18 protein-coding genes and 1 pseudogene are annotated in these 24,763 nt (G+C 35.6%); 10 read left to right on the top strand and 9 right to left on the bottom strand.

What is annotated here, in order from left to right; genetic code table 11:
• Positions 1 to 141 precede the first annotated feature (141 nt).
• Positions 142 to 324 (top strand): hypothetical protein, encoded by a 183-nt coding sequence (locus CDA10_RS10790; RefSeq protein WP_089605602.1) that lies wholly within the window; start codon positions 142 to 144, stop codon positions 322 to 324.
• A gap of 73 nt (positions 325 to 397) precedes the next feature.
• Here CDA10_RS10790 and CDA10_RS10785 read toward each other — a convergent pair.
• Positions 398 to 1,843, bottom strand: a pseudogene (locus tag CDA10_RS10785) (diguanylate cyclase domain-containing protein).
• A gap of 575 nt (positions 1,844 to 2,418) precedes the next feature.
• A complete protein-coding gene (locus tag CDA10_RS10780) occupies positions 2,419 to 3,198 on the bottom strand; it encodes an A1S_2505 family phage non-structural protein (RefSeq protein WP_089605601.1) in 780 nt (259 codons plus the stop codon).
• 263 nt (positions 3,199 to 3,461) lie between these two features.
• Between CDA10_RS10780 and uvrB the strand changes: the two genes are divergently transcribed.
• The 8 genes from uvrB (at position 3,462) to CDA10_RS10740 (ending at position 13,419) form a co-directional block, all read left to right on the top strand.
• Positions 3,462 to 5,483, top strand: a complete 2,022-nt coding sequence (gene uvrB, locus CDA10_RS10775; RefSeq protein ID WP_089605600.1) for an excinuclease ABC subunit UvrB — start codon at positions 3,462 to 3,464, stop codon at positions 5,481 to 5,483.
• Between the two features lie 128 nt (positions 5,484 to 5,611).
• The gene (locus tag CDA10_RS10770; RefSeq protein ID WP_089605599.1) at positions 5,612 to 6,199 is read left to right on the top strand and encodes a lipocalin family protein; all 588 of its coding nucleotides are present in this window, start codon (positions 5,612 to 5,614) and stop codon (positions 6,197 to 6,199) included.
• A gap of 160 nt (positions 6,200 to 6,359) precedes the next feature.
• Positions 6,360 to 7,283 carry an EamA family transporter RarD gene (rarD, locus tag CDA10_RS10765; protein ID WP_089605598.1) on the top strand — a complete coding sequence of 308 codons (924 nt, stop codon included), beginning with the start codon at positions 6,360 to 6,362 and terminating at the stop codon, positions 7,281 to 7,283.
• Positions 7,284 to 7,765: 482 nt separating this feature from the next.
• The gene (locus CDA10_RS10760) at positions 7,766 to 9,490 is read left to right on the top strand and encodes a hypothetical protein (protein ID WP_228704622.1); all 1,725 of its coding nucleotides are present in this window, start codon (positions 7,766 to 7,768) and stop codon (positions 9,488 to 9,490) included.
• A gap of 343 nt (positions 9,491 to 9,833) precedes the next feature.
• Positions 9,834 to 11,291 (top strand): glyceraldehyde-3-phosphate dehydrogenase, encoded by a 1,458-nt coding sequence (locus CDA10_RS10755; RefSeq protein WP_089605596.1) that lies wholly within the window; start codon positions 9,834 to 9,836, stop codon positions 11,289 to 11,291.
• A gap of 107 nt (positions 11,292 to 11,398) precedes the next feature.
• Positions 11,399 to 11,860, top strand: a complete 462-nt coding sequence (locus CDA10_RS10750) for a hypothetical protein (RefSeq protein WP_089605595.1) — start codon at positions 11,399 to 11,401, stop codon at positions 11,858 to 11,860.
• A 140-nt stretch (positions 11,861 to 12,000) separates the two neighbouring features.
• Positions 12,001 to 12,729 carry an MFS transporter gene (locus CDA10_RS10745; protein ID WP_089605594.1) on the top strand — a complete coding sequence of 243 codons (729 nt, stop codon included), beginning with the start codon at positions 12,001 to 12,003 and terminating at the stop codon, positions 12,727 to 12,729.
• Positions 12,730 to 12,738: 9 nt separating this feature from the next.
• Entirely contained in the window at positions 12,739 to 13,419 is a 681-nt protein-coding gene (locus tag CDA10_RS10740; protein WP_089605621.1) for a hypothetical protein, read from the top strand.
• Positions 13,420 to 13,482: 63 nt separating this feature from the next.
• Here the strand turns inward: CDA10_RS10740 and CDA10_RS10735 are convergent, their stop codons facing one another.
• Positions 13,483 to 14,337, bottom strand: a complete 855-nt coding sequence (locus CDA10_RS10735) for an SDR family oxidoreductase (RefSeq protein ID WP_089605593.1) — start codon at positions 14,335 to 14,337, stop codon at positions 13,483 to 13,485.
• A 128-nt stretch (positions 14,338 to 14,465) separates the two neighbouring features.
• Here CDA10_RS10735 and CDA10_RS10730 point away from each other — a divergent pair, with 128 nt between their 5' ends.
• Positions 14,466 to 14,843, top strand: coding sequence for a winged helix-turn-helix transcriptional regulator (locus CDA10_RS10730; RefSeq protein ID WP_089605592.1), 378 nt, complete (start codon positions 14,466 to 14,468; stop codon positions 14,841 to 14,843).
• A gap of 259 nt (positions 14,844 to 15,102) precedes the next feature.
• On the opposite strand, the gene CDA10_RS10725 is transcribed toward CDA10_RS10730, so the two are convergent.
• The 6 genes from CDA10_RS10725 to CDA10_RS10700 form a co-directional block, all read right to left on the bottom strand.
• Positions 15,103 to 17,133: a lipase family alpha/beta hydrolase gene (locus CDA10_RS10725; RefSeq protein ID WP_089605591.1), complete on the bottom strand. Its 2,031-nt coding sequence runs from the start codon at positions 17,131 to 17,133 to the stop codon at positions 15,103 to 15,105.
• Between the two features lie 99 nt (positions 17,134 to 17,232).
• The gene (locus CDA10_RS10720) at positions 17,233 to 18,153 is read right to left on the bottom strand and encodes an ABUW_2363 family tetratricopeptide repeat lipoprotein (RefSeq protein ID WP_089605590.1); all 921 of its coding nucleotides are present in this window, start codon (positions 18,151 to 18,153) and stop codon (positions 17,233 to 17,235) included.
• Between the two features lie 116 nt (positions 18,154 to 18,269).
• Positions 18,270 to 19,115, bottom strand: coding sequence for a serine O-acetyltransferase (gene cysE, locus CDA10_RS10715; RefSeq protein WP_089605589.1), 846 nt, complete (start codon positions 19,113 to 19,115; stop codon positions 18,270 to 18,272).
• Positions 19,115 to 19,948, bottom strand: coding sequence for an RNA methyltransferase (locus CDA10_RS10710; protein ID WP_089605588.1), 834 nt, complete (start codon positions 19,946 to 19,948; stop codon positions 19,115 to 19,117). Before CDA10_RS10710 ends, cysE begins: the two co-directional genes overlap by 1 nt.
• Before the next feature lie 40 nt (positions 19,949 to 19,988).
• Positions 19,989 to 23,558, bottom strand: coding sequence for a DNA polymerase III subunit alpha (dnaE, locus tag CDA10_RS10705; RefSeq protein WP_089605587.1), 3,570 nt, complete (start codon positions 23,556 to 23,558; stop codon positions 19,989 to 19,991).
• A 261-nt stretch (positions 23,559 to 23,819) separates the two neighbouring features.
• Entirely contained in the window at positions 23,820 to 24,692 is an 873-nt protein-coding gene (locus CDA10_RS10700) for an ATP-binding protein (protein ID WP_089605586.1), read from the bottom strand.
• Between the last annotated feature and the right edge of the window lie 71 nt (positions 24,693 to 24,763).

Here is a 24,763-nt window from a genome sequence, read left to right as displayed (position 1 = left end):
ATCTAAGCAAATTCACTAGAAAGCTACGAAAATTAAAATTTACTGTATCAAGAGACGACAAATCGTGAATGTCTCACATGAGCACTCGCATCATTCAGTAATTTTACGTACAATATGTTCAGTTAAAATTGAGTGAATCATATGAGCACCCAAAATACTCCAAAGAAAAAGTCTTTGGCGAAGTTACCTTTTCCAATGCCTTCGGCTTCAGGTGAAAATCAAGATGATGTCGCACATAATCAAGTGCGTCCAAAGCCTGAACAATATGCAGATCGGACATGGATGCCACCACGTGGTACACGTCGCTCTATGGGCAAAAGGTAATTAAAAATAGGTGCATTCAGCACCTATTTTTATGTGTGTTACTTGAACGAAATGATATGGAGAGCGTTATTTATTAGCGATCCAAAGGCTGAGTAAAATATTCATAATAATCTTTTTTCTTTTGATACATGACTTGGTCGGCACGCTTTAACATATCCTCAACTTTTTCATGAGGCTCTGTTGTTGCATAACCAATAGCAATGCTGATCGGGTGTGACGAATAATATTGATTATCGATATTGAGTAATTCTTCAATGGTCATAATGGTTGAATTGACAGCCTATTCATTTGCACCAGACATCATCACTACAAATTCATCCCCACCGATTCGAGACGCTGTAAAGCTAGTATGTGTAACGGTACGATTTAATATATTACCCATGCGACGAAGCAACTCATCACCGACATCATGCCCATATTGATCATTTATGGCTTTTAAACCATTCATATCGATGAAAATAGCAGAAACAGGGCGGAGTACACTACGTTCTAAGCGGTTGATTTCTTCAGTATAGAAAGATCGATTGAACAGTTTAGTTAAAACATCGTGTTTGCCTAAATATTCCAAATAGCTTTCAGCTTTTTTACGCGCAGTAATATCGGTTAAGGCAACTTGGACTAAACTCCAATCGTCTTCATAGCCGGGAAAAACTGTAAACTGCAACAATACATTTCGAATAGAGCCATCTAAAGCATAGTTGACAGCTTCACGTTGATGATGAATTTTCCCGTTCCATAATTCAATCAATTGTTCACGAAAAGTTTGATGCATTTCTTTAGCAAAAACACGATATAGATTTTTAAATAAAGTATCTTTATCTTTTGCTTTAAATAAATCTAAGGTTGCTTGGTTTACATCGAGGAGAATAATGTCTTCTACGCATTGATTGACGAAATCTGAATGGACATCTAAAAAGGTACGAAAGTCTTCAATTCCAATATTTCGCAATTGGTCTAAGCGCATTTTTACACGACTAAAATCCTCAACCCATAATGAAGTTGGAGAATAAATAAATCGAGATTCAGCAAGCTGACGATTGGTTTCTTCACGACGATGAGCATTTTGGTAATCAGTAATATCCTCAGTCGTGATTAATACTTGGTTAAACGTATCTTCTGAACCAGGAAGTACGACTGCTCTCAGTTTAATATCAAGTTTCTTGCCCGAAATCGTATAATTTGTGGTTGTACTTAAATACTCATTGTTGCCATTCCACAAAGAGACTAATTCTCGAAGATGTGCTTTGAACATTTCTTTTTGAAAAATAACATTGAGATTTTGACATAAGTGAGGCTGACTATGCGCTTCAAAAAGCTCTAAAGTTTTTTTATTCACTTTAATAATTTTAATTTTATGTGCGCATTCAATAACCAAGTCAAAATTGTCTTCTAAAAAGGGTTGAAGATCAGTAATACCTTGCTGTTTCCACTGGTCGAATTGTTTTTTGATTTCACTCAGATCTTCTAACCACATGGGGATTGGTGATATATCAAATATAGTGGAATTTGTAATATCCATTACAGGATTCTCATTTGTTTTTAAGTTCTAAAGTAGAACAAAATATACATGAAAAGCTTGTAATATCAAAATAATAAGAATAAAGAATTGTTTATTATTTGTTGTATTATTCTTTTATTTTTTAGTAAAACTAATTAAATTTAAGTTATTTTTTGACCGTAAATATAATCTTATGAGTTTTTTGATTTGTAATATCTGTAGGTAAAATATAAAAAATAAAATACATAAAATATCAGTTGGACTTGAGATTGATTCGTCTCTTAAATGTTATAGGTGAGTTTTATTTGATAAGATTTTCTAATTAATTTGTTTGCATTAACGAATTTGTTTTTTATTAATGAGTAAAATAGTGTTAGCTATTATTATTTGGTATAAACGTAATGTATTAATAAAAATACATTTGTATTTTTATATGAAACAACTGACATTGTTCTTATTTTACTAAGCTATAACCCTTACAGATTAGAATTTTTTTATAATTAAAAAAGGGATCAGTTTAATTTTATAATTGCTGATCCCGATATTTGCATATTCAAACGATTAATATTTTATTTAATCAATAGCCATTTAATCATTTATTTTTTAGAATGATTTTCAGCCTTTGGTGCTGCAATTGTTCGCGTACCATTCCATACATCAATAAAATCATTTTCGTTTAAATGATAAAGTTCTAATAACGCTAATATTGCACCACCAAAAATCATAGAACCTTCAGCGTCTGGTTGAAATTCAAATGTTTTACCATGCAGATTATGTAGAATATCCTGAATTTCAAATTCACGATCACGACCATTACTATCGGTCGGGTACATAGGCGTATTTAAAATAATCGTGGCTAAACTTTTTTCTGCATCCGTTAAATCTAAACCATGAATAGCCTGTTCAAGCTCAGCATTAAAAATAACCTGTTCGTTGATAAAACTATGGAGTAATTTTTGCGTAAGTTTAGGTAATGTTTTTTCTACAAAAGGACGAAAAGATTGCGGAAAAATCACATTACGTGAAATGCCTTTAAACATCGGCGCAATTTCTTCAACTTTATAACCTGCAACGCCACAACCTACTGAAGTAATAAAGTATTTTAGTTTTGGATGATTCTTGGTATAGATCTTAAAATCATCAATATAATGTTGAATTTGTGAAAGTGGCATTTGCTGTAAATGTTCATTCATGGTTGGAATAGCAAAGCTTTGACCTGACCAACCTCGTCCAACACCTTTCATTGCACCAAAATATAAATGTGCAGTTTTCGCAGCACCGCCTTGATGTGTACCTGCCATATTGCTACCAAAAACAAAAACCGTATCTTCAGTTAAGCTCTTGATTATACTTTCATCATGATATTGATAAGTCATGTTTTTTCAATCTTTTAGTCGGCTTGTTTCCATGTTGCTATTGAATTAAAAAAGGGTCAAGGATATTTATTGAATATTGTGTAATTAACCCCATTTATAATAAATCTCGACAAGTGGATAGTCAGCTTTCTGTTAGACTTGTTGTGGCATTGTATTTGTTATTTATTTTTAGAGTCATTTCCTATTCACTGTGGTTCATTGAATCGTGCAATTCATTTGCATATATGAATGAGTCAATTGTATTGGTAAGAAGAGAATAGCCCGTGAGTGATCATCAACCTTTTGAACTTGTTACAAATTATGAGCCTGCAGGCGATCAGCCGCAAGCCATTGCAAAATTAGTCGAAGGCGTAAATAAAGGTTTCCGCGATCAACTTTTACTCGGGGTAACTGGTTCAGGTAAAACCTACACTATGGCCAATGTGATTGCTCAAACGCAGCGACCAACAATTGTCATGGCACATAATAAAACCTTAGCTGCACAACTTTATGGGGAATTTAAAGCTTTTTTCCCAAACAATGCTGTTGAGTATTTCGTAAGTTATTACGATTATTATCAACCTGAAGCCTACGTACCTTCCTCTGATACTTTTATTGAAAAAGACTCAGCCATCAATGATCATATTGATCAAATGCGACTTTCTGCAACACGTGCTTTATTGGAAAGACGTGATGCCATTATTGTTGCGTCTGTCTCTGCAATTTATGGTTTGGGTGATCCGAATGCTTATATGAGTATGTTGTTGCACATTGTGCAAGGTGATCGTATTAGTCGTGATGACATTATCCGTCGTTTAGTAGAAATGCAATATACCCGTAATGAGCTTGAGTTTTTACGAGGTACTTATCGTATTCGTGGTGAAATTATTGATATTTTCCCTGCGGAGTCAGACCAACATGCGATTCGTATTGAGTTGTTTGATGATGAGGTCGATTCAATTCGTTGGTTTGATCCATTAACAGGTAAGCTAGTACGCAAAGCACCACGTGTAACGATTTATCCGAAAAGTCATTACGTAACACCAAAAGATAATTTGCAAAGAGCGATTGGCACCATACGTGAAGAATTGGCTGAGCGTTTAATCTTTTTTAAAGAGCATGAAAAATTACTTGAAGCACAACGTATTGAACAACGTACACGCTATGATTTAGAAATGATGCAACAATTGGGTTATACCAATGGTATCGAAAATTATTCACGACATTTATCGGGTCGCCCAGCGGGGGAAGCACCGCCGACCTTATTTGATTATATTCCAGATGATGCTTTATTGATTATCGATGAGTCACATGTGACAGTTCCACAAATTGGGGCGATGTATAAAGGTGACCGATCACGAAAAGAAAATTTAGTGAATTATGGTTTCCGCTTGCCGAGTGCGTTGGACAATCGTCCAATGAAGTTTGAAGAATGGGAACGTATTGTTCCAGCGACGATTTATGTCAGTGCAACACCTGCAAAATATGAATTGGAGAAGTCTGAGCAAGTCGCAGAGCAAGTCGTTCGTCCAACAGGATTAGTTGACCCTCAAATTGAAATACGTCCAGTGCTGACTCAAGTGGATGATGTGCTCTCTGAAATTAATATTCGTAAAGAATTAAATGAACGAGTTTTAGTGACAACTTTGACTAAACGTATGGCTGAAGACTTAACTTCATATCTGAAAGAATATGGTGTAAAAGTGGCTTATTTACATTCAGATATTGATACCGTAGAGCGGGTTAAAATTATTCATGATTTGCGGACAGGTGTGCATGATGTTTTAGTCGGCATTAACTTATTACGTGAAGGTTTGGATATGCCTGAGGTTTCTTTGGTTGCCATTCTTGATGCAGATAAAGAAGGTTTTTTACGCTCTGAGCGTTCATTGATTCAAACGATTGGTCGTGCTGCACGACATTTGAATGGTAAAGCAATTCTTTACGCAGATCGTATTACAGATTCAATGCAAAAAGCGATTGATGAAACTGAGCGTCGTCGAGCTAAACAAATTCAGTTTAATGAAGAACATGGTATTATTCCACGCAGCGCGGTACGCCAAGTTATGAAGGAAATTGATTCAGGTGAAGTGTTAGAAGATGATGAAATTGATGCAAAAATTCTTGAACAAAATGGTGCATTAACCGCAGACGAACAACATTTACTTGCTGATCCTAAATTATTGAGCAAACACTTGTCTAAACTAGAGAAGGAGATGTTAAAAGCATCGAAAGAGCTTCAGTTTGAACAAGCTGCTCGTTTACGCGATGAAATGGTTCGCTTAAAAACTAGAATGTTACAATAATTCATTCAATTCAACGCGATATCATGCTGTAGCTTTAAGTATTGTTTGAGATACATAAAGCTACAGTCTAAGTTTAAATTTCTGATTATTTTAATAATTATAGTATTTGCAAATAATGAGGGTATAAGGTGCAATTTCTAAAAAAATTACCCAAAGCGAATGATTTAAAAAAACGAATAATTTTATGTAGCGTGATCGCTTTGCCTAATTTTTATAGTCAAACTTATGCAGAAAATTCAACTTTGGCAGCTGTCCCCAAGTTGGAGTTAAGTCAATATTTAGGGCTTTGGTATGAGATTGCACGTAAACCGATGTATTTTCAAAAACAATGTGCAAAGGATGTAACCGCACGTTATACCGTAAATGAATACGGAAATATTGCAGTTGATAATCGGTGTATTGATGTTGATGGCAATGAATTGCGTTCTTTAGGGGAAGGTTTTATTAGCAATGAGCCATTTAATTCAAAATTAAAGGTGAGTTTCCTTCCTGAGTCTATTCGTTGGATGCCAGTAGGACGTGGTGATTACTGGATTTTGAAAATAGATCCAGCTTACCAAATGGCTTTAGTGGGTGAGCCGAAACGGAGATATTTATGGTTATTGTCCCGTAATCCTCATCCAGATGAAGCAAAAGTTACTGAATTTCTACGCTATGCGCAAATCGTAGGCTTTAATTTAAAAGATATTATTCGTACCAAACAAACGGATCAATAGTCATAAGTATAAATTATATTAATTTTCAAAATATTGATTTTTAAATAGATTGTTGAATTCGAAAGTGATTGTTTAAATAATAAAAATGATTGATCTTTCAAGTGATATTTAATGAAAAATGTTTATAATAACTCTAAATATGTGGAGATTGAGGTAACAGATGTTTAAAGGCGTAGCATTGTCTATATTGGCATCTGTCACATTTGGTGTTTTGTATTTTTATACCAAACTGTTTGGGGATATGGATAGTCAGCAAACTTTTGGTTGGAGAATTATTTCAACATTACCGTTTTTAACCTTATTTATGTTGTTTAGCGGTGATTTTGTTCACGTCAAAACAATTTATAAAAGAATTCTCGAAAAGCCTTTTCTGCTTTTGGTTTTAGTAATTACTTCTACATTAACTTGTTTTCAATTATGGCTATTTCTTTGGGGACCAATGAATGGTCGGGGATTACAAGTTTCGCTTGGATATTTTTTATTACCGCTCGTTTTAGTTTTGGTCGGTAGTGTTCTATACAAAGAAAAATTGTCAAAGTTCCAAATGGTTGCCGTAGCTTTTGCTACTTTAGGTGTGGGGCATGAATTGTGGCGATTGGGAAGTATTGCATGGGAAACAATAAGCGTTGCGGTGGGTTATTCGCTATATTTTCTGATTCGTAAAAAAATTCAAACAGACAATCTTGGTGGTTTTTGGTGGGACATTTTGATTTGTATTCCACTTGCGATTTATTTTACCCAAACGGGCTTAAACGCTTATGGTCAATTTATTGATTCACCGAGTTTAATACTTGTTGTTGCTGGACTTGGTTTATTGAGTGCAATTGGCTTAGGTAGCTATATTCTTGCCAGTCGACATTTACCCATGATTTTATTTGGCTTATTGAGTTATTTAGAACCAGTTTTACTCGCTTTGGCATCGCTTGCATTGGGTGAGTCAATTTCAAAAGAAGAATGGCTAACTTATATACCGATTTGGTGTGCTGTTGGCGTTTTAGTGATCGAAGGCGTTGTTCATCTTTATAAACAAAAACAACGTAAGAAAGACTTAACGTTAAATATTGAAAAATTCGATAAATATTAAGGTTTATTGATGTTTTGTAAATGGTTGATTGTTGTACAAATTAACATGATACATGAGGTATATTTACCTTAGAGTATGAATGAAAATAACAAAATGATTTCCAAGTTTAATTTAATAATGAATGATGAGATCATTTTAATCACAATCTGAGCAGGAAGCTCGAAATATATACAGATCATGTTTTGTTCGTCGTTTAAGAAACAGTAACTATCAAAATATTCTAAAGTGGTATCATTATTTTTGTGAAGCTGTGCTTCTGAATGTTTAAAGCAATTCAATGTGGTATTTTAAGTAAAAGTTGATTGAAAAATGCTCAAATTAAAAGAATATAGATAAATTATGCACAGTTTAAAATGGTTATCAAAAGAATAAGATTTTGCCAATTCACACATAAATAATTAACAAAAATGAAAAAATATGTTAAATATGTCTCAATATTAAAGTTTCTTATATTTACTTTTTACAAGTAAAAAGTTGGTTATATGATGAACTCTGCTGTAATACCATACCAAACAAGAGCAATGCTGTCACAATTAGAACCGAGTACAGATTTAAACTGGGAAGGTACTTTATTGCATGTTTTCGACACTGAAAATATTGAAGTGCGAGAAGAAATTGACCGTCAAATTTTAAAGCCAAAAGATATTCAATGGAATCGTGTCACCAATACATTTGAGTATACGATTACCAATTCTTTAAGTATTTTAAAGCATAGTTTTTCCAGTGAACGTATGCGATCGATTGCGAGTAAATTAAGCAACTCTATAAATTGGTTGAAGGACGTTACAGACAGTGTGCAAATTGCAGACTATCTAGAAAATGCTTTGCATCAAATCGATTTAATCCCTGTTGATGATAATTTAAGTCTACAGCGTGAAAAAATGTTGATTCGCAGAGTCTTTTTGCAAGATGTTGCGAAACTGATTCGCAAAATTAAAATTCAGCCGCCTCAAGGGATTCGCAATCTGACGTGCGAACAAATACGCTGTTTTATTGTTGAAGTCTTTATTAAGCAACAATTATTGGGTTATTGGTTTAAGCCTTTACTGCCTAAGTCGGCAGAATTAAGAAACCATCCGTTTTTTAAATATTATGTTTTAACTGAACAAAAAGTTAGAAAATTTGACATTGTTAAAACATCTGAATTTATTTATTTAATCGCACCAATTCAGAATTTTGAACAAAATCCATATTCAATTCGACGTTTTTTATTTGAAGAAAATATTGAATATAAAAATCAAATTTATGTGACTGGACTAGTCGTTGAAATTGATAAAATTAATGATGAAAACTATAAAGACGACATAGCTGAAATGATGCAGAGGATGATCACGATTCAAAGCCAAGTGCAGAAGGATGTGATTGAAATCGTGCAAGATTTTGAACATTTTACAGATAAAACACTGTTGCCATTCTTAATGGAACCTTTAGGTATGTCGGCGAATAATAGTGATTCAGTTGCTCAAAATCATTTAAAAAAGATTGAGCAATTGATCACGGCCAATATTCTAATGCCTTTGCGCAATGCAGTTAAAAGTGATTTATCGCATATAGAAGAGTTTGAATACTTATTCATGAGTGTACATCGAATTTTTTCTGAAATTCTTGCACATTATCGAGATTTTAAAGAACAGCCAGCTTTATTCTTTAATCACGCCGTACAACTTTTTGAATATCGTTTATTGGCTTATTTAAAACTTTTGGAAAAAAGGAAAGATGAAATTTTTATTCCAATGAGTAAGCATGAATGGCAAGTGATGCATGAGCGTTCACAACAACCGATTAAAAAAATTCAAAGCATTTTGTTTGATCAAATGACGGATTATCGTGATTTAACTCACTACGTTACTCAATTGAAAAAAGAGCAAACGTCGTGGCAAGGTTCTTTTATTAAAAGAATTTTGCGAGGCGATCGTGTTGATAATGAAATTACGCAAACCAATCAGGCTGCATTATTGATTAAAAAGCAAACTTACATGGATGTTCTAGCTATTCCTAAAAGTTTACCCAAATATCATGTATTTATTGAATTTGAAAGTTTAACATCTATGAGTGAGTTGGAACGCCATTATGCTTTCCCAAGCGGAGATAATGGACTGATTCGTTTGCCTTTATTGATGAAAATACCAGAAAATTTAGTCGATTTTGATATTGAAGCATTCAACACGGCGATTAGTTACGATTTACACTTTTCACCAAATTCGTAGTGTGTAAATAGATGCTGAATGAATCTGTGAATTGATTGATTTTAAGTGGCTCATTTTCTTTTTGATGTTTTATGGTCTGTAATGATTGATTTGTGAATTGAATAAACTTGATAGTCTAGTTTGCTATGAGGTTTGCTGTTCACAAAGTGCATTATGGATACGTAAAAGTGATTTAGTAGCTTCTTAATTGTTTAAAATCAATTTGTAATACACATTAAAATAGTAAGTATTACAAAATTTTATAAAAATGATAGATGATTTGATTTCAACTAAATGAGAATTGCTTTACAATTATGGGGTTTTAAAAACCATGTCTAGATATACATAAATAGAGGACGTATCTGTGAGCAAAGACACTATCATCGCCCTACATGCAGAGCACCAAGGTCGCTGGAAAAACCGTGAAGAAATCGCGGAACGTATGATTGCATTAATCGGTCAATTATACCGTGAAAAAAATATTGTGACTTCTGTTTACGGTCGTTCTTTAGTTAACCGTTCAGTGATTCAAATTTTAAAAGCACACCGTCGTACACGTATGTTGGACGTTGAGCTTTCAGTTGTAAACACGTTCCCAATTCTTGAAGCATTGGCTAAAATTGAAAATATTGGCACTGCTGAAGTTGATTTAGGTAAACTTGCAGTTGAATTTAAAGAAAAAGGTGGCGATGTTGATGCATTTGTTGCAGCAGCTGTTAAAACCGCAGAAGGTCGTGAGACTTCAGTAGAAGGTCGTGACGTTGTACTTTATGGTTTTGGTCGTATCGGTCGTATTCTTGCACGTTTAATGATTGGTCAGTCTGGTCTTGGTCGTGGTTTAAATCTAAAAGCGATTGTGGTTCGTAAGTCATCTGATGGTGATTTGGAAAAACGTGCGTCTTTATTACGCCGTGACTCAATCCATGGTCCATTCTCTGGCACGATTTCTGTTGATGAAGAAAACGAAGCAATTATTGCAAATGGTCAGTTCATCAAAGTGATCTATGCTTCTAATCCATCTGAAGTTGATTATACCGATTATGGTATCAGCAATGCATTGGTGATCGATAACACAGGTAAATGGCGTGATGCAGACGGTCTTGCTCAACACCTTAAGTGCCCAGGCGCTGCACGTGTGATCTTGACTGCACCAGGTAAAGGCGACATGAAGAACGTGGTGTTTGGTGTAAACCAAGCTGACATTCTTGATGAAGATACGATTATCTCTGCTGCAAGCTGTACAACGAATGCAATTACACCAACACTTAAAGTATTACATGACAAATACACTGTGTTGAATGGTCACGTTGAAACAGTTCACTCGTTTACAAACGATCAGAACTTAATTGACAACTACCATAAAGCAGACCGTCGTGGTCGTGCTGCAACGTTGAACATGGTTATTACTGAAACTGGTGCGGCTAAAGCAGTTGCTAAAGCACTTCCTGCACTTCAAGGTAAATTGACAGGTAACTCTGTGCGTGTTCCAACACCAAACGTTTCTCTTGCGATTTTAAACTTAACTTTAGATAAAGAAGTTGATCGTGAAGAAGTGAACGAATATATCCGTCAAATTTCGATTAACTCGAATCTTCAAGGTCAAATCGGCTATACAAACTCAACTGAGGTTGTATCTTCTGACTTTATCGGTTCTCGTACAGCAGGTGTATTTGATGCGCAAGCAACAATCACTTCTGGCAACCGTTTAACTGCATATGTTTGGTACGATAACGAAGTTGGTTATAGCTGCCAAGTATTACGTATTGCAGAGCAAATGGGCGGCGTAAGCTATCCTAAAATTCCTGCGGAAACAAATGCATAATTTGTTAACGTAAATAAAGCCCGACTTTATGTCGGGTTTTTTATTGCCTAAATTTTTGGATTTGCCTTAAACTTTGATACAGCATAAAAATTCAAGTGTGGCATTTAATGAAAAATAAAATCTTATTGAGTATCTCTTGCATATTCTTTTCAACGTTAGTTAATGCTAAGTCACTTGAACTACGTCCTCTGCTTAAAGATCGCTTTGAGCGAAATTGTGCAGTGCGACAAGCTTATGATTTTCATGATAAAAATACAGAAGTCATAGAGCCATTAGCTTCATATATTGTTGATTCAAAATATATTGAACAGCAAGCCTATGATTTAACCAGCTATCAGCTTAAAAATACATTTTATGCAGGTATTCCTATTTCCAAAATTGAGGTTGGTTTTGGGCGTCCAGCACAACAGTACAATGAGTATTTATATTTTGATTTAACGACAGCTACTGCAAAGAAAGACTTTAAATTATTGAAATTTAAACAAAATTATAAGAATGGTGCTATTGGTGTAGAGTATAAGAAAAATACGGCAATCGTACATTGTTATTGGTTAAGTGATTATTCTTAATCACATGAACGTAACTTAAGAATGCATAAATGCTTAAAATAAGAACAAATAGATTCAACTTTCGTACAGAAAAAGGCAAATTGATTCACAATAATATTTAGAATAGAAAATAGATAAAACTAAGATTCAAGGGATGAATTTTGCAGTTAAAACAAATAATGATGGGTGTTGCTTTTATTCTCATTGCAACGTTATGTGGCGTATTGATCGCGATTTGGGTATTTAAACATTTCAGTATTTATATTCCGCTTGAAAATCAAGCGGTAAATATTGATTTGCAAGAACCCTTACAGGCTAAAGTTGTGATTCATGATGCTTTAGATGTCGACGTGACAGGGCAGGTGAATGCAACGATTCCAATTGATGAGAATTTAGAATTACCTATTTCACAGACTTTAACGCCGCGAGTTTATTTCGATAATCATGTTCCGATTCAAACCACGATTCCAGTCAAAGAGGTTTTGAAAGTAAATCAAAATATGCCAATTGACACTATTGTTAAAGTGAAGGTATTGGGTAAAGACATTAGTTTGCCATTGAAAGGCACGATACCCATTCATATGGATGTGCCGATTGATTTGAAAATACCGTTGAATCAAAAAGTACATTTGAAATTTGATGTACCTGTTAAAACTGTACTCAAAGAGAATTTAAAAGTACCGCTGAAAGCAACACTGAAAACCAATATTCCTATAGAAGGACATTTAAATGTTCCAATCAAATCGGCTTTGGCTGCAACTGTAGATGTTCAAAATACTTTGCCAGTGAAAATTGAAAAAGGGCAATTAAAGATCCCATTAAATAGCTTAAAACTGTCTCAACATGATATTGCTCCTGATCATCCACAAGTTCAAATACAAAGTAAGTGAGGTTGAATGATGGGGATTTTTAGTTCGGTTCGGTATATGCTGTTTAGCTTTATAATTGTAGTATTACTGATTGCATCATTGGCTTGGATATATTTGAATGTTCAGGCTTCTATGTATATTTCGGCAAAAAATGCACAAATTCAATTGTCAAAGCAATTACCTACCAAAATCCAAGTTGGAAATTATTTACAAGCTCAAGCCAAGGGAGCATTAGATGCGGATCTAAAAGTTGAGCGGACGCTTAATTTGCCTTTAACTGGCAAATATCTTGCAGATCTTAGCTTTGCAGTAACAACACCGATTATCGTTGATATTGATTATACAACCAATATTCAAATTGAAACGGTGATGCCTTTGGAAACCAATACAGATTTAGTCTATCAAAATAAACTACTGCCTAAATTTCCATTGAAAATGGATATTCCAATTCAGCTATCTGTACCGTTTCAATTAAAACGCAGTTATGAAATCCCGATCAAAATTTTATTTGATGGATCAGTTTATTTTCAATTTGATGAAGCCGTAGATGTCATGGTTAATCATCAATTTAGACCTGTATTGAAAATCAATGATCCGATTACAATGCGTAAAATTTCAACCTTTAATGCGACAATGATCAATGCAGAAAGACAATCTATTGCTGATTTAAATATGAATATCGATTTACCCATCAAAAACATTCATCCTTGATGGGTAAGTTATTGAATTTAAAAATATGATTATATACGCAGTTAATTTTGTACATTGAACTGATTATTTAAATAGTGCCTGTACCTGATCTTGGATAGGTGTTGTTTTTCGACCAATTAGATTTTCTAAATCTTTGCTATCACTAAACATTGCGCCAGCTACACTTTGAACATCGGCATCAATAATAACCTCTACAAGCGCTTTAGGTAATCCTGCTGATGTCAAAGCTTCATTGTAGTCTTCTGCGCTGATATTTTGATAATGGACTGTTTTACCAGAAGAATTGGCGATATATGATGCTAAATCTGTAAGGGTATAACTGGTCGATCCTGCTAATTCATAAATTTTATTGTCATGGTTCGTTGTGAGGAGGACTTTAGCTGCGGCTTCAGCATAATCGAGTCTTGATGCAGAACTGATTTTACCATCCTGAGCACTGCCATAAAGCACTCCTGTTTCAGCAACATGCTGTACATTTGCAAGGTAGTTCTCGCTATACCAGTTGTTACGTAAAAAGGTGTACTTCATAGCGCTTTGTAGAATCACAGCTTCAGTTTCTCGATGTTCTTGGGCTAAGCCTAATGGATTTGTATCGGCATTTAATAAGCTGGTGTAGGCAATATAAGGTACTTTTGCTGAAACAGCTGCATTTATAACAGCTTGGTGTTGTGGTGTACGGCGACCAATTTCATTTGCAGAAATAAGTAATAATTTATCAACACCTTGTAAGGCAGGAATAAGTGTTTCTGGTTGGTCATAATCAAATAATCTTAATTCAACACCTTGTTGTTTAAGTGATTGAGCTTTGCCAAAATCTCTGACCAAAGCGATAATATTTTCAGCTTTTGTTTGTTTTAATAAGTTGTGAATAACCAATTCACCAAGTTGACCAGTAGCGCCTGTAATTGCAATTTTCATAGTATTTACCTTCATTTAAGATTTAAGTTGGATGTTTTTTAAACTTGATGTTAATATCATAATTATTAAACTTACCAAATGTAAGTACGTACCTAAAAGTAAGTTAATTACTAGATAGAGAGAATTTTATGAGTATTTATGGTCGTAGTGATTTAATTGGTCAAGTTTTATCCAGTGAATGTCCCTCACGTCAAATCCTAGAACATTTAACCAGTAAGTGGTCGGTGTTGGTTCTTCGTTGTTTAAGCGAAGGGGTACAGCGTTTTAGTGAGTTACGAAATCGTATAGAAGGCGTGAGTGAAAAGATGCTTGCTCAAACGCTGAAAACTTTAGAAAAAGATGGCTTTATTTTACGTACGGTATATCCAGAAGTCCCCCCTAAAGTAGAGTATCAGCTGACTGTTTTAGGTGCTCAAGCCGCAGAGAAACTCAATTATCTCATCGGTTGGATTGAGCGTAGCTTGCCTGATATTTTGGAAAATAAACAACGTGTTCAAATAAAATAATAATGACTTTATCGTACTTGGTGATAGAAGTTGTAAAATTCATTCATTCAAGTATTAGATATTAATGATTCATTTAGTCTTTTAAGTTGGATCGTGTTAAGAAAATCTAGTTAATAAATATAAAATAATGAATCGGAACAAAATTTTAATTCAGATCTTTATTTAGATCTCTATTCACATACCTTGAACCATATAAGGTTCAGGGTATGTAGAATTTTAGCCAATGACAAATTATTTACGCTTAGCTGTTCAGCATGGGTTACTGGGTTTTTAAATTATTGGGTTTATAAATACCCAAATCAGTCAGATGTAATCTCAAAATACGTCTTAGTTCTAGAACAGCTTCAGGCGTTTCTTGAATAGAATGGCCACCTTTGATGATTTTTTCAGAAACAGCACCATCTAAATGAGAACTTTTATAAGGAACGATACCATCGGACATCACATTAGGGTCAGTACTATCGGTATCATTACCCATAATCGAATGATAAATCATATCTTTTTTAGGTATGACGTTTTCAGTCACCAAAGTAAATTTAGAATTACGACTTAAATCACTCGGACCATTTTGGATTAAACCTTGTCCAACATCTGTTAAGAAGTTTTTAGCATTGATATCTCGATCATCGATTGAATCAGCTAAAGCGCCTAAAAATGCGCCCGGAAGTTTAATAATTTTACGTGCAGCTAAAGTAAACCAACGATCCGCAAATTCAGTACCACGGTGCGGTGCGGAAATAAAAATAGCACGCTCAAAGTTAGGTACAGATTTGATTGTTAAACGTTCTTTAAAGATCGGGTCATCTTTAAATTTATCGTATTTTCGATTATTTAATCTTTTTAAGGCAGGTTTGACTAAATCGGCATCACTGACCAATAAACGCGCAATAATTCCTCCCATACTATGTCCAATCAACACTGCATCCTTTACAGATGATGATTCTTGATCAATAGCAGCAAAGGTTTGATTAATAATCGCATTAATTTGATAACGGCTTTCAAGAATTGGCATATTGGTCGAGTAGAAAACTTGCCAAACTTGATAGTTTTCTCTTAAAACTTGATCACCCATAATATCGTTGGTTAAACGAATCCATGCTTCAGGGCTACTTGCCAAACCATGTACCAAAACAATCACTTTTTTGTTTGGGTTATAGGGTTCAAGCATATATAAATGTGGCATGGTTAAGCGCTGATCACGATCGATCAAGCTCAGGTAGGCTGCAGCGCCTAAGTTATTTTCGGCCAGCCATAGCCCATAAGGTGCAGAGAAATTTGCCGCAAGCGGGTATTCATTTGCACCGACATTTATTTTTTCAACACTATAGGGATCATAAACATTTAGTTGGAAGTCTGTGCCATGCAAAATATTTTGTAAAGTGGCTGTGCTTTTAGGTTGAGCAGTCATGCTGACTGATAAGTAACGGGGTTGATGAATATTCGGATTGATACCGTTTTTATATTTGTAATGAAATGGATCAATAATATATTTACTTTCTTCAGGCTCTTCTTCTAATTTCGGTAATACTGCTACAAATTCAGCACCAAAACCATCTCTACGGTTGATAGAGCGCAATCCTGAAAAGTTTAGGTTATAGCTAGAGAGTAGATTTTCTAAATCAGTATTATCAAGTTGAGGATAACCATTGAAGTTAATACTGTAAGTACTAGCACCCACCTTAATCTGTTTACCCACCTTTTGATATTTATTTCTAGTTGAGTAGGTGGTGATGAGTTTGGCTAAAGCCTGATTATAAAAGTCACGTATTTGAACTTGTCTGTTATTAAAAATACGATCTTGTGCATGGCGTTCAGTTTTAAATAAATAAGCATAGCTATAGCGGATGCTCTTATCTAACATCGCCATTTGTTGATCTAAACATTGGTCGTAGTTTTGTTGATTGAGTTTTTGTTTTTCTTCTGATTGATGTTTTGAAAGAATACTAATTTTGCAATTTGATGAACCATTAAGATTGATGGCTTTGGTTAAATAAATTTCACTGATGGTAGAGAGTAATTGTTCATCTTGAATCTGTGGTATTGCTTCTAAATCCTTGACACATTTGTCAGGGTCTTCAGCACATGATTTGGCTTCACGACCTGTCATCGAAAGTACATTTAAACTTGCTTCACTCATCTTTGAGCGCGTTAAGATACTGTCACGTTCATTGGTAATAGTAACATTAACTTTCTGATTTTTAACGCTGACGACTTGACAGCCACTCAAGCTAAGTGTGCTGAGCGCCATAATAGAGAGCAAGATTGTTTTTTTAGTACTTTGCATAATCATGAACTAGATCAATTTTTAAGGATAATACGATACTTTTGTTTAATTTCTATTTTTATTTAAAAAAATAGACTGAATGATCAGTCTATTTTTTATATCAGATTATTGCGCTAGCGCAGGATTCTTCATAATTTGCCAGACGTTATAACGTCCTTGCTTCTCAATTTCTTGAATTAAGCGGTCTGCGACTTCAGCTTCAGAAGGGTATTTAACTTTGTAATTTTTCAAAGTTTGAATCGCATTCTTTTTCTGCTCCATACTAATGTAGTTATTCGCAGACGATAAATAAGCTTCTTGAACATTCAGTTTAATGGCTTTATCTAAATAAGGTTGTGCTTCTTTTTGACCGCCACCTTCAGATAAAGAGAAACCAAACCATAAGTTCGCTTCAGGATCTTCTTTGTTTATTTTCAAAATACGTTGTGCGTAGTCTAGAGATTTAGTGGTGTAAGAAGAACCTAAATCAAGATTACGACCCAATACGCTGGCTTTAAATGCACGAATTAAAATATCAAAAGATGCATTTGGATGTGCAGCCAATTGATCAAGTTGCGCAGAAACTTCTCTGAGTTTGCTTTCAAAACCTTTACGTTCTTGGCGATCTGTAAATTGAGGTGGGTAATGACGTGCTTTACCTTCTACCATCTGTAAGAAGTCATCAATTGAGGTGATATCAATTTCATTTTCACCTGCAAGCACTGCATACTTCATTGCACGTTGTGTATTATTTACAGTCGGAACAATCAATTTATTGGTATCTAAAATTAATTTATGCGCTGGATTGGCAGGATCAGTCACTTCAAGTTTATTTACAGGTTGTGCTGATGCTTTTTTCAATTCTAATTCAAATACTGGTGGTTGATCATAATTGAATGGATTGAGTGCATAAAACGGAGGAGATAAATCTGGTTCTGTATATACGATAGGTTCATTTGCAACAGGTTTTTGCTGCACTGGTGTCATAGAACATGCTGTAAGTACTGAAGTAGCAAGTAACGCATATGCCAAAGGCTTAATTGTCATGTATTTCTTCCAATGATTTATATTGAAAATTAAAAGTGGAGTTGCATATTCATCAGTCTATGAAAAGACGTATAAACATGCAACTCGATTTAGTTTATTGTATTAAAAACTATACATTAGCTTTTAGATTGATTACTTTGTGACTTACATTCACGTCTAACATCTTCAATAATCTTAAGTTCTTCTTCGCTATATGGCTGTTCATCGATCTGTTGTTTATTGAATGTTGGATCTAATAATGAGAGTCGAAGGCAAAAATCATTCATACGCTTTTCATTTTGTTCTAAGCGATCAATCAGCATACGCATACCTTCCAGAATAGGATCGACCTGTTCTTGGCTTGCAGCATAGGCTTGAAAGTCAGTATTTTCATTGCTTTCAGTTAAATGATCTGTGTTGGTATTGTCAGGACATCGTGGTTCTTGCTCTTTAACTTGAACAGATTCTTTGTCTTTGCTAATAAAGCGAGCAGGGTTGCCGACTGCTGTTACACCTTCGGGCACTGCTTTGGTTACCACAGCATTGGAACCAACTTTGGCATTTTTACCCACAATAAATGGCCCGAGGATTTTTGCACCTGCGCCGACAACCACCCCATCTCCAAGAGTAGGATGGCGTTTGCCTTTATTCCACGTTGTGCCACCTAATGTTACGCCATGATATAAAGTCACATCATCGCCAATTTCAGCCGTTTCACCAATCACGACACCCATGCCATGATCAATAAAAAAGCGTCTACCGATTTTAGCACCTGGATGAATTTCAATACCTGTAGCAAAACGACTAAAAGAAGACAAAATTCGTGCTGAAGTTTTACACTCTTTTTCCCATAGCTCATGTGCTATACGATGCATAATTAAGGCATGTATACCTGGGTAAGTTGTTAAAACTTCGAATGTATTTCGCGCAGCGGGATCTCGCGCAAATACAGCTTGAATATCTTCTTTGAGCTGTTTAAGCATTAGTTTTGATCCTCATTTTGGGATTTTTTCCATGTACCATTATTTAAAGCTTGAACTCGGCTAAATATGCCGCGTAATAAATGATATTCCATTTTATCTAATTGTATACGCCCAAATAATCGACGCAAGCGTAATGGTAGTAATCTTGGATTTTTAGGGTCTAAGAATTCAATTTCAGCGAGCATTTTTTCAATATGTGGGTAAAACTGTTCCATTTGCTCATGTGTGACCAAAGGTTCATCCCAGTGCATAGCATCTGAGTCAGTAACATGCATGACTGCTTGCGTATCTGTTTCTTTTTCTACTAACTCTAAGGTTGCCATACGCATTTCATAGCATAACACTTGAATGGCTTGGGCTACATTTAAAACACCATAATCCGTATTCACAGGAATAGTGACATGGTAATTCGCTAGAGCCAATTCTTCATTGGTTAAACCACGATCTTCGCGCCCAAAGACAATAGCGATTTCTTGTTGATCTTTTATGACACCTTGCATCGATTTTTGTGCAGCGGGACGAGCATCTAAAAGTGGCCATGGAATGGTACGACTACGTGCACTGGTACCAAAGACGATATGGCAATCTTGAATGGCTTGTTCTAAAGTTTCTACAATTTCAATTTGATCGATAAGATCTGTAGCACCTGCTGCGAGTGCGTCAATATCTGGATGTGGATAGGTCTTTGGTGCAACAAGGACTAATTTAGATAATCCCATGGTTTTCATTGCACGTAACGCACTTCCAATATTTGCAGGAAGTGTGGTATTGACCATCACAATACGTACATGACTTAAATGCTGCGAAATCACAGCATTGTCGATAATATCCATTATTTTTCCAAAAATATAAGCTTTAATTTAAGACTGTGAATTACGAAAATTGACCTGCATCAGCCATGTATTGATCCATAGCATCATCCATACTCATGTCACTTGAGGGAGGAGCAAGTTGCTGAGTTGGTTGTTGTCGATGATCAACAGCTTTCGCAGCTTTTGATTTGACTTGATATTCAATGTGAATTGCTTCTTTACCAAAATAGTCACGTAATTTTGCAAGTAATTCATCTAAAGGAGCAATTTTCCATTGTTGTCCTAAATGCAATTCAGCAGTGGCATAGTCATAGTCCAATTGAATTTGCATTGGAATGTGTTGACACATATCGACATTACAATAAGGTAATAAAATCTTTTGAATATCAGATGCTAAGGTTTTAGTGATAATCTCAGGATTTAATTTTACAGAAATATTATTAGCACGTTTCTGGCGAATTTCATTCAGTGTAAATGCTTTGGTTAAGCGTCCCATTGGACGGTCAAAACCTTCACGTTCGTAAATTTCACCTTCGATAACAACGACTTTTTCATTCTGAATGATATCTTTAAAGCGCTGAAATCTTTCATGATTCGCAGAAACTTCGATTCGCGCTGTACCATCATCAAGTGTGATCATCATGCGGTTTGGAAAGTTCGCAACGTCGACAACCAAGCCTGAAAAAACAGTGGTCACTCCACGACGTGTAGGCGTTAATTCATTAATTTTATTTGGAATAAAAGCTTTAAGTTCAGCACGGTAAACATCAATCGGATGACCTGTCAAATACAGGCCAAGTGTATCTTTTTCACCTTTTAAACGAACTTCGTCTGACCATGGTTTTACAGGCTTAGCAGGTTTACGTTGAACTTCTTCAACTTCTCCAAACAAGTCCATGATACCTGTTTCACGGTTAGATCGGGCTTGTTCAGCAGCTTGAACGGCTTCTGGAAGTTGTAGCATTAAACTTGCACGTTCAATACCAAGACAGTCCAAAGCACCTGCACGAATCAAAGCTTCTAAAGTTCGTTTATTGATTTTCTTTAAATCTACGCGGTGGCAGAAATCGAATAAATCTTTATATGGGCCATCTTGAATTCGTGAGTCAATCACAGATTGCATGGCTTGTTCGCCAACACCTTTAATTGCACCTAAACCGTAAATAATGGTTTCTGCATCACTGGCATGGAATTGATAGAACGACATATTGATTGATGGAGGTAAAACCTCTAAGCCATTATTTCGACAGTCATCAATCAAGAAGACTACGCTATCTGTATTCTGCATTTCCGAAGATAAAACGGCCGCTAAGAATTCAGACGGGTAGTGTGCTTTTAACCAAGCGGTTTGATATGCAACCAGTGCATATGCGGCAGCATGTGATTTGTTAAAACCGTAGCCTGCGAATTTTTCCATATAGTCGAAGATATGGTTGGCTGTACCTTCATCGATATCTTTTAACGCAGCACCTTCAATAAAGGTGGCACGTTGTTTGACCATTTCTTCGACTTTCTTTTTACCCATCGCACGACGAAGTAAATCGGCGCCACCAAGTGTATATCCCGCACAGAGCTGAGCGGCTTGCATTACTTGTTCTTGGTAAACCATGATGCCGTAGGTTGGTTCAAGTACGCTTTCCAATAAAGGATGTAGATACTCAAACTCACCACCATGCATACGATGAATAAAGTCTGGAATCAGATCCATTGGGCCGGGGCGATACAAGGATACAAAGGCAATAATTTCTTCGAACTTACTTGGGCGTGCTTCTTTGAGCATCTTTTTCATACCCACGGATTCAAACTGGAATACCGCAGTCGTATTTGCATCAGCAAATACTGAATAAGCTTTTTGATCAGTCAAAGAAATAAGCGAAATATCGATAGGTGTTTCTAATTGAATGCGTTTATTAATATTTTGCACAGCGGCTTCGATCACGGTCAGGTTACGTAAACCTAAAAAGTCGAATTTAACCAGTCCTGCGGCTTCAACATCGTCTTTATCAAATTGTGCAACACGACCTGTACCATCTGCTTCACATAAAACTGCTGAATAATCGGTAATTTTAGTGGGTGCAATCACCACACCACCTGCGTGTTTACCTGTGTTTCGAGTAATGCCTTCAAGCTTGAGAGCCATTTCCCAAATTTCTGAGGCATCATCATAATCAGGGTTTGAAGGGTTGGTCACAATATCTTTCAGTTGTGGTTCAACTTCAATCGATTCTTCTAAGGTCAGTCCTAGCGGTTTGGTCGGGATCATTTTAGAAATACGATCTGCCAAACCATAGGACTTACTTAAAACACGTGCTACATCACGAATCGCACCTTTTGCTGCCATGGTACCAAAAGTTGCGATCTGAGAAACAGCATCACGCCCATAGTGTCGAGCTACATAATCAATGACTTTATCACGACCTGCGATACAGAAATCGATATCGAAGTCGGGCATGGACACACGTTCTGGGTTTAAGAAACGTTCGAACAGTAGATCATAGCGAAGTGGGTCTAAGTCTGTGATTTTTAAACTATAAGCAACCAAAGAGCCTGCACCTGAACCACGTCCAGGGCCGACAGGAACACCATTGTTTTTAGACCATTGAATGAAATCCATGACGATAAGGAAATAACCAGGGAACTCCATCTTATTGATGATACCCAGCTCATAAGCTAATCGTTCATCATAAGGTTTTCGGATTTCAGCCCAATCTTCATCACGCTTTTCAGCAGGGTAGAGAACAGCTAAACGCTCTTCTAAACCTAACTCAGACAAATGGTTAAAATAACTATGAATCGTGTGACCATCAGGAATTGGATAGTCAGGTAAATCATTGAAACCTAAACGTAGTGATACAGTACAGCGTTTAGCAATTTGTAAGGTGTTTTCAATCGCACTTGGAATGTCGGCAAAAAGCTCGATCATTTCAGCAGAAGATTTAAAATATTGTTCAGCTGTAAAGGTTTTAGGTCGTTTGCTATCACCTAAAACATAACCATCCGCAATACATACTCGAGCTTCGTGTGCTTCATAATCTTGAGGTCTAACAAAATGCACATCATTATGTGCCACAACACCAATATTATATTTTGCAGCAAGTTTAAGCGCTTCTTGGTTAAAGCTTTCTTCTAATGGACGACCTGTACGAGTCAGTGCCAAATAAACTCGATTGCCAAACTTTTCAATCCATTGTTCTAATAAAGGTTCAGCTTTTTCAGGATAAGCAGAGCACAACATTTCTCCGATATCGCTGTGTAAGCCTAATAAAATAATTAAATCGTCAGATTGTTCAAGAATCCAATCTTTCTGGATACAAGGAATAGAAAGTTGCTGACCTTCAATAAAACCACGTGACACAATTTCAGTCAGACTACGCCAACCCTTATTGGTCATCGCTAATAAAGTTGCTTTGTGGTTGGCATCATTGAGACGAATGACACTACCAAAAATTGGTTTAATGCCTTTGCCTTGTATTTTATTATAAAATTTAACAGCAGCATGCAGATTGGATAAATCTGTAATGGCTAAAGCAGGCATTTCGTCTGATGTCGCAGCTTTAATCAGATCAGGTATCCGTACGATCGACTCAGTGATCGAAAATTCTGTATGAATACCAAGATGAACAAACTGCATAGATGAATCCTATATCAAACTGTTGGGCATTTTATCACGCTTAAACTGTGATGTGCTGAAATAACTGATTCTTTAATTTGGCAGTGACTTATTTTAACTTATTGAAATTTATTGTTATTAAAATATTTTTAAAGAGATTTTTTCTAATTGAATGTAAAAAAACCAAATCATTTGGTTTTAAAACTCAGTCAAAGTGATCATTGGCGTAGTATTTTCCAATCATCACTTTGATTTGAAATCAAATATTAAATCAGCTTTAGATTAAAGCGCTTTTAAACGCTCTGAGCCGACCCAATGTTTAGAAAACTGATAAGCTGCACGCCCTGAACGTTGTCCACGTGCTTGGCACCACCGTAATGCTTCAGCGCGAACATCTTCATTAAAAGACATATTTTCTTTCTTTAAATAATGTTCAACAATTTCTAAATACAAATTTTGATCCATCGGATAAAAAGATAACCATAGACCAAAACGGTCGGATAAAGAGATTTTTTCTTCAATCGCTTCTTGAGGATGTAGCTCTTTATATTGAGGAACATCAACTTTTGTCACTGGTGTATTTTCATGCATAAATTCAGGCAGTAAATGACGACGATTACTGGTTGCATAGATAATAAAATTGCTCGCACCCGATTGTAATGAGCCATCCAAAACACTTTTCAGACTGCGGTAATTTTCATCTTCAGCGTTAAATGCTAAATCATCACAATAGACGATGAATTTTTCAGAACGATCTTTGATGAGTTTTTGAATGTCAGGAAGATCAGACAAATCATCACGTTCAATTTCAATTAAACGTAAGCCTTGAGCACTATATTCAGTCAATAAAGAACGGACAATGGATGATTTTCCCGTACCACGAGAACCTGTAAGCAGGATATCGTTTGCAGGAAGTCCGTGTAGGAATTGTTCAGTATTTTGCAGAATTTTTGCTTTTTGACGTTCGATCCCTTTAAGGTCATCCAAATGCATTGCAGTAGGTTGATATATGGCTTTAAGTTGCTTGTCGTGCCATCTAAATGCAGGTGCTGAAAAATCAGTGTCTTGTTTAGTTTCTGGAAGAACTTGTTGTAACTGATCTAGTACAGCTGATAATTTTTCAATGATATTATCAGGTAAATCGAAAGCTGCCATTGCCACATCCATTCAAGGTTTTAAATAAACGACTTTGAATTATGGATATTAGCACAGTATTTTTAAGCTAT

Source organism: Acinetobacter piscicola, assembly GCF_002233755.1.
Taxonomy (GTDB): domain Bacteria; phylum Pseudomonadota; class Gammaproteobacteria; order Pseudomonadales; family Moraxellaceae; genus Acinetobacter; species Acinetobacter piscicola.
Note: the sequence above shows the minus strand (reverse complement) of the source record. Positions and strands in the feature narration are given on the sequence as shown.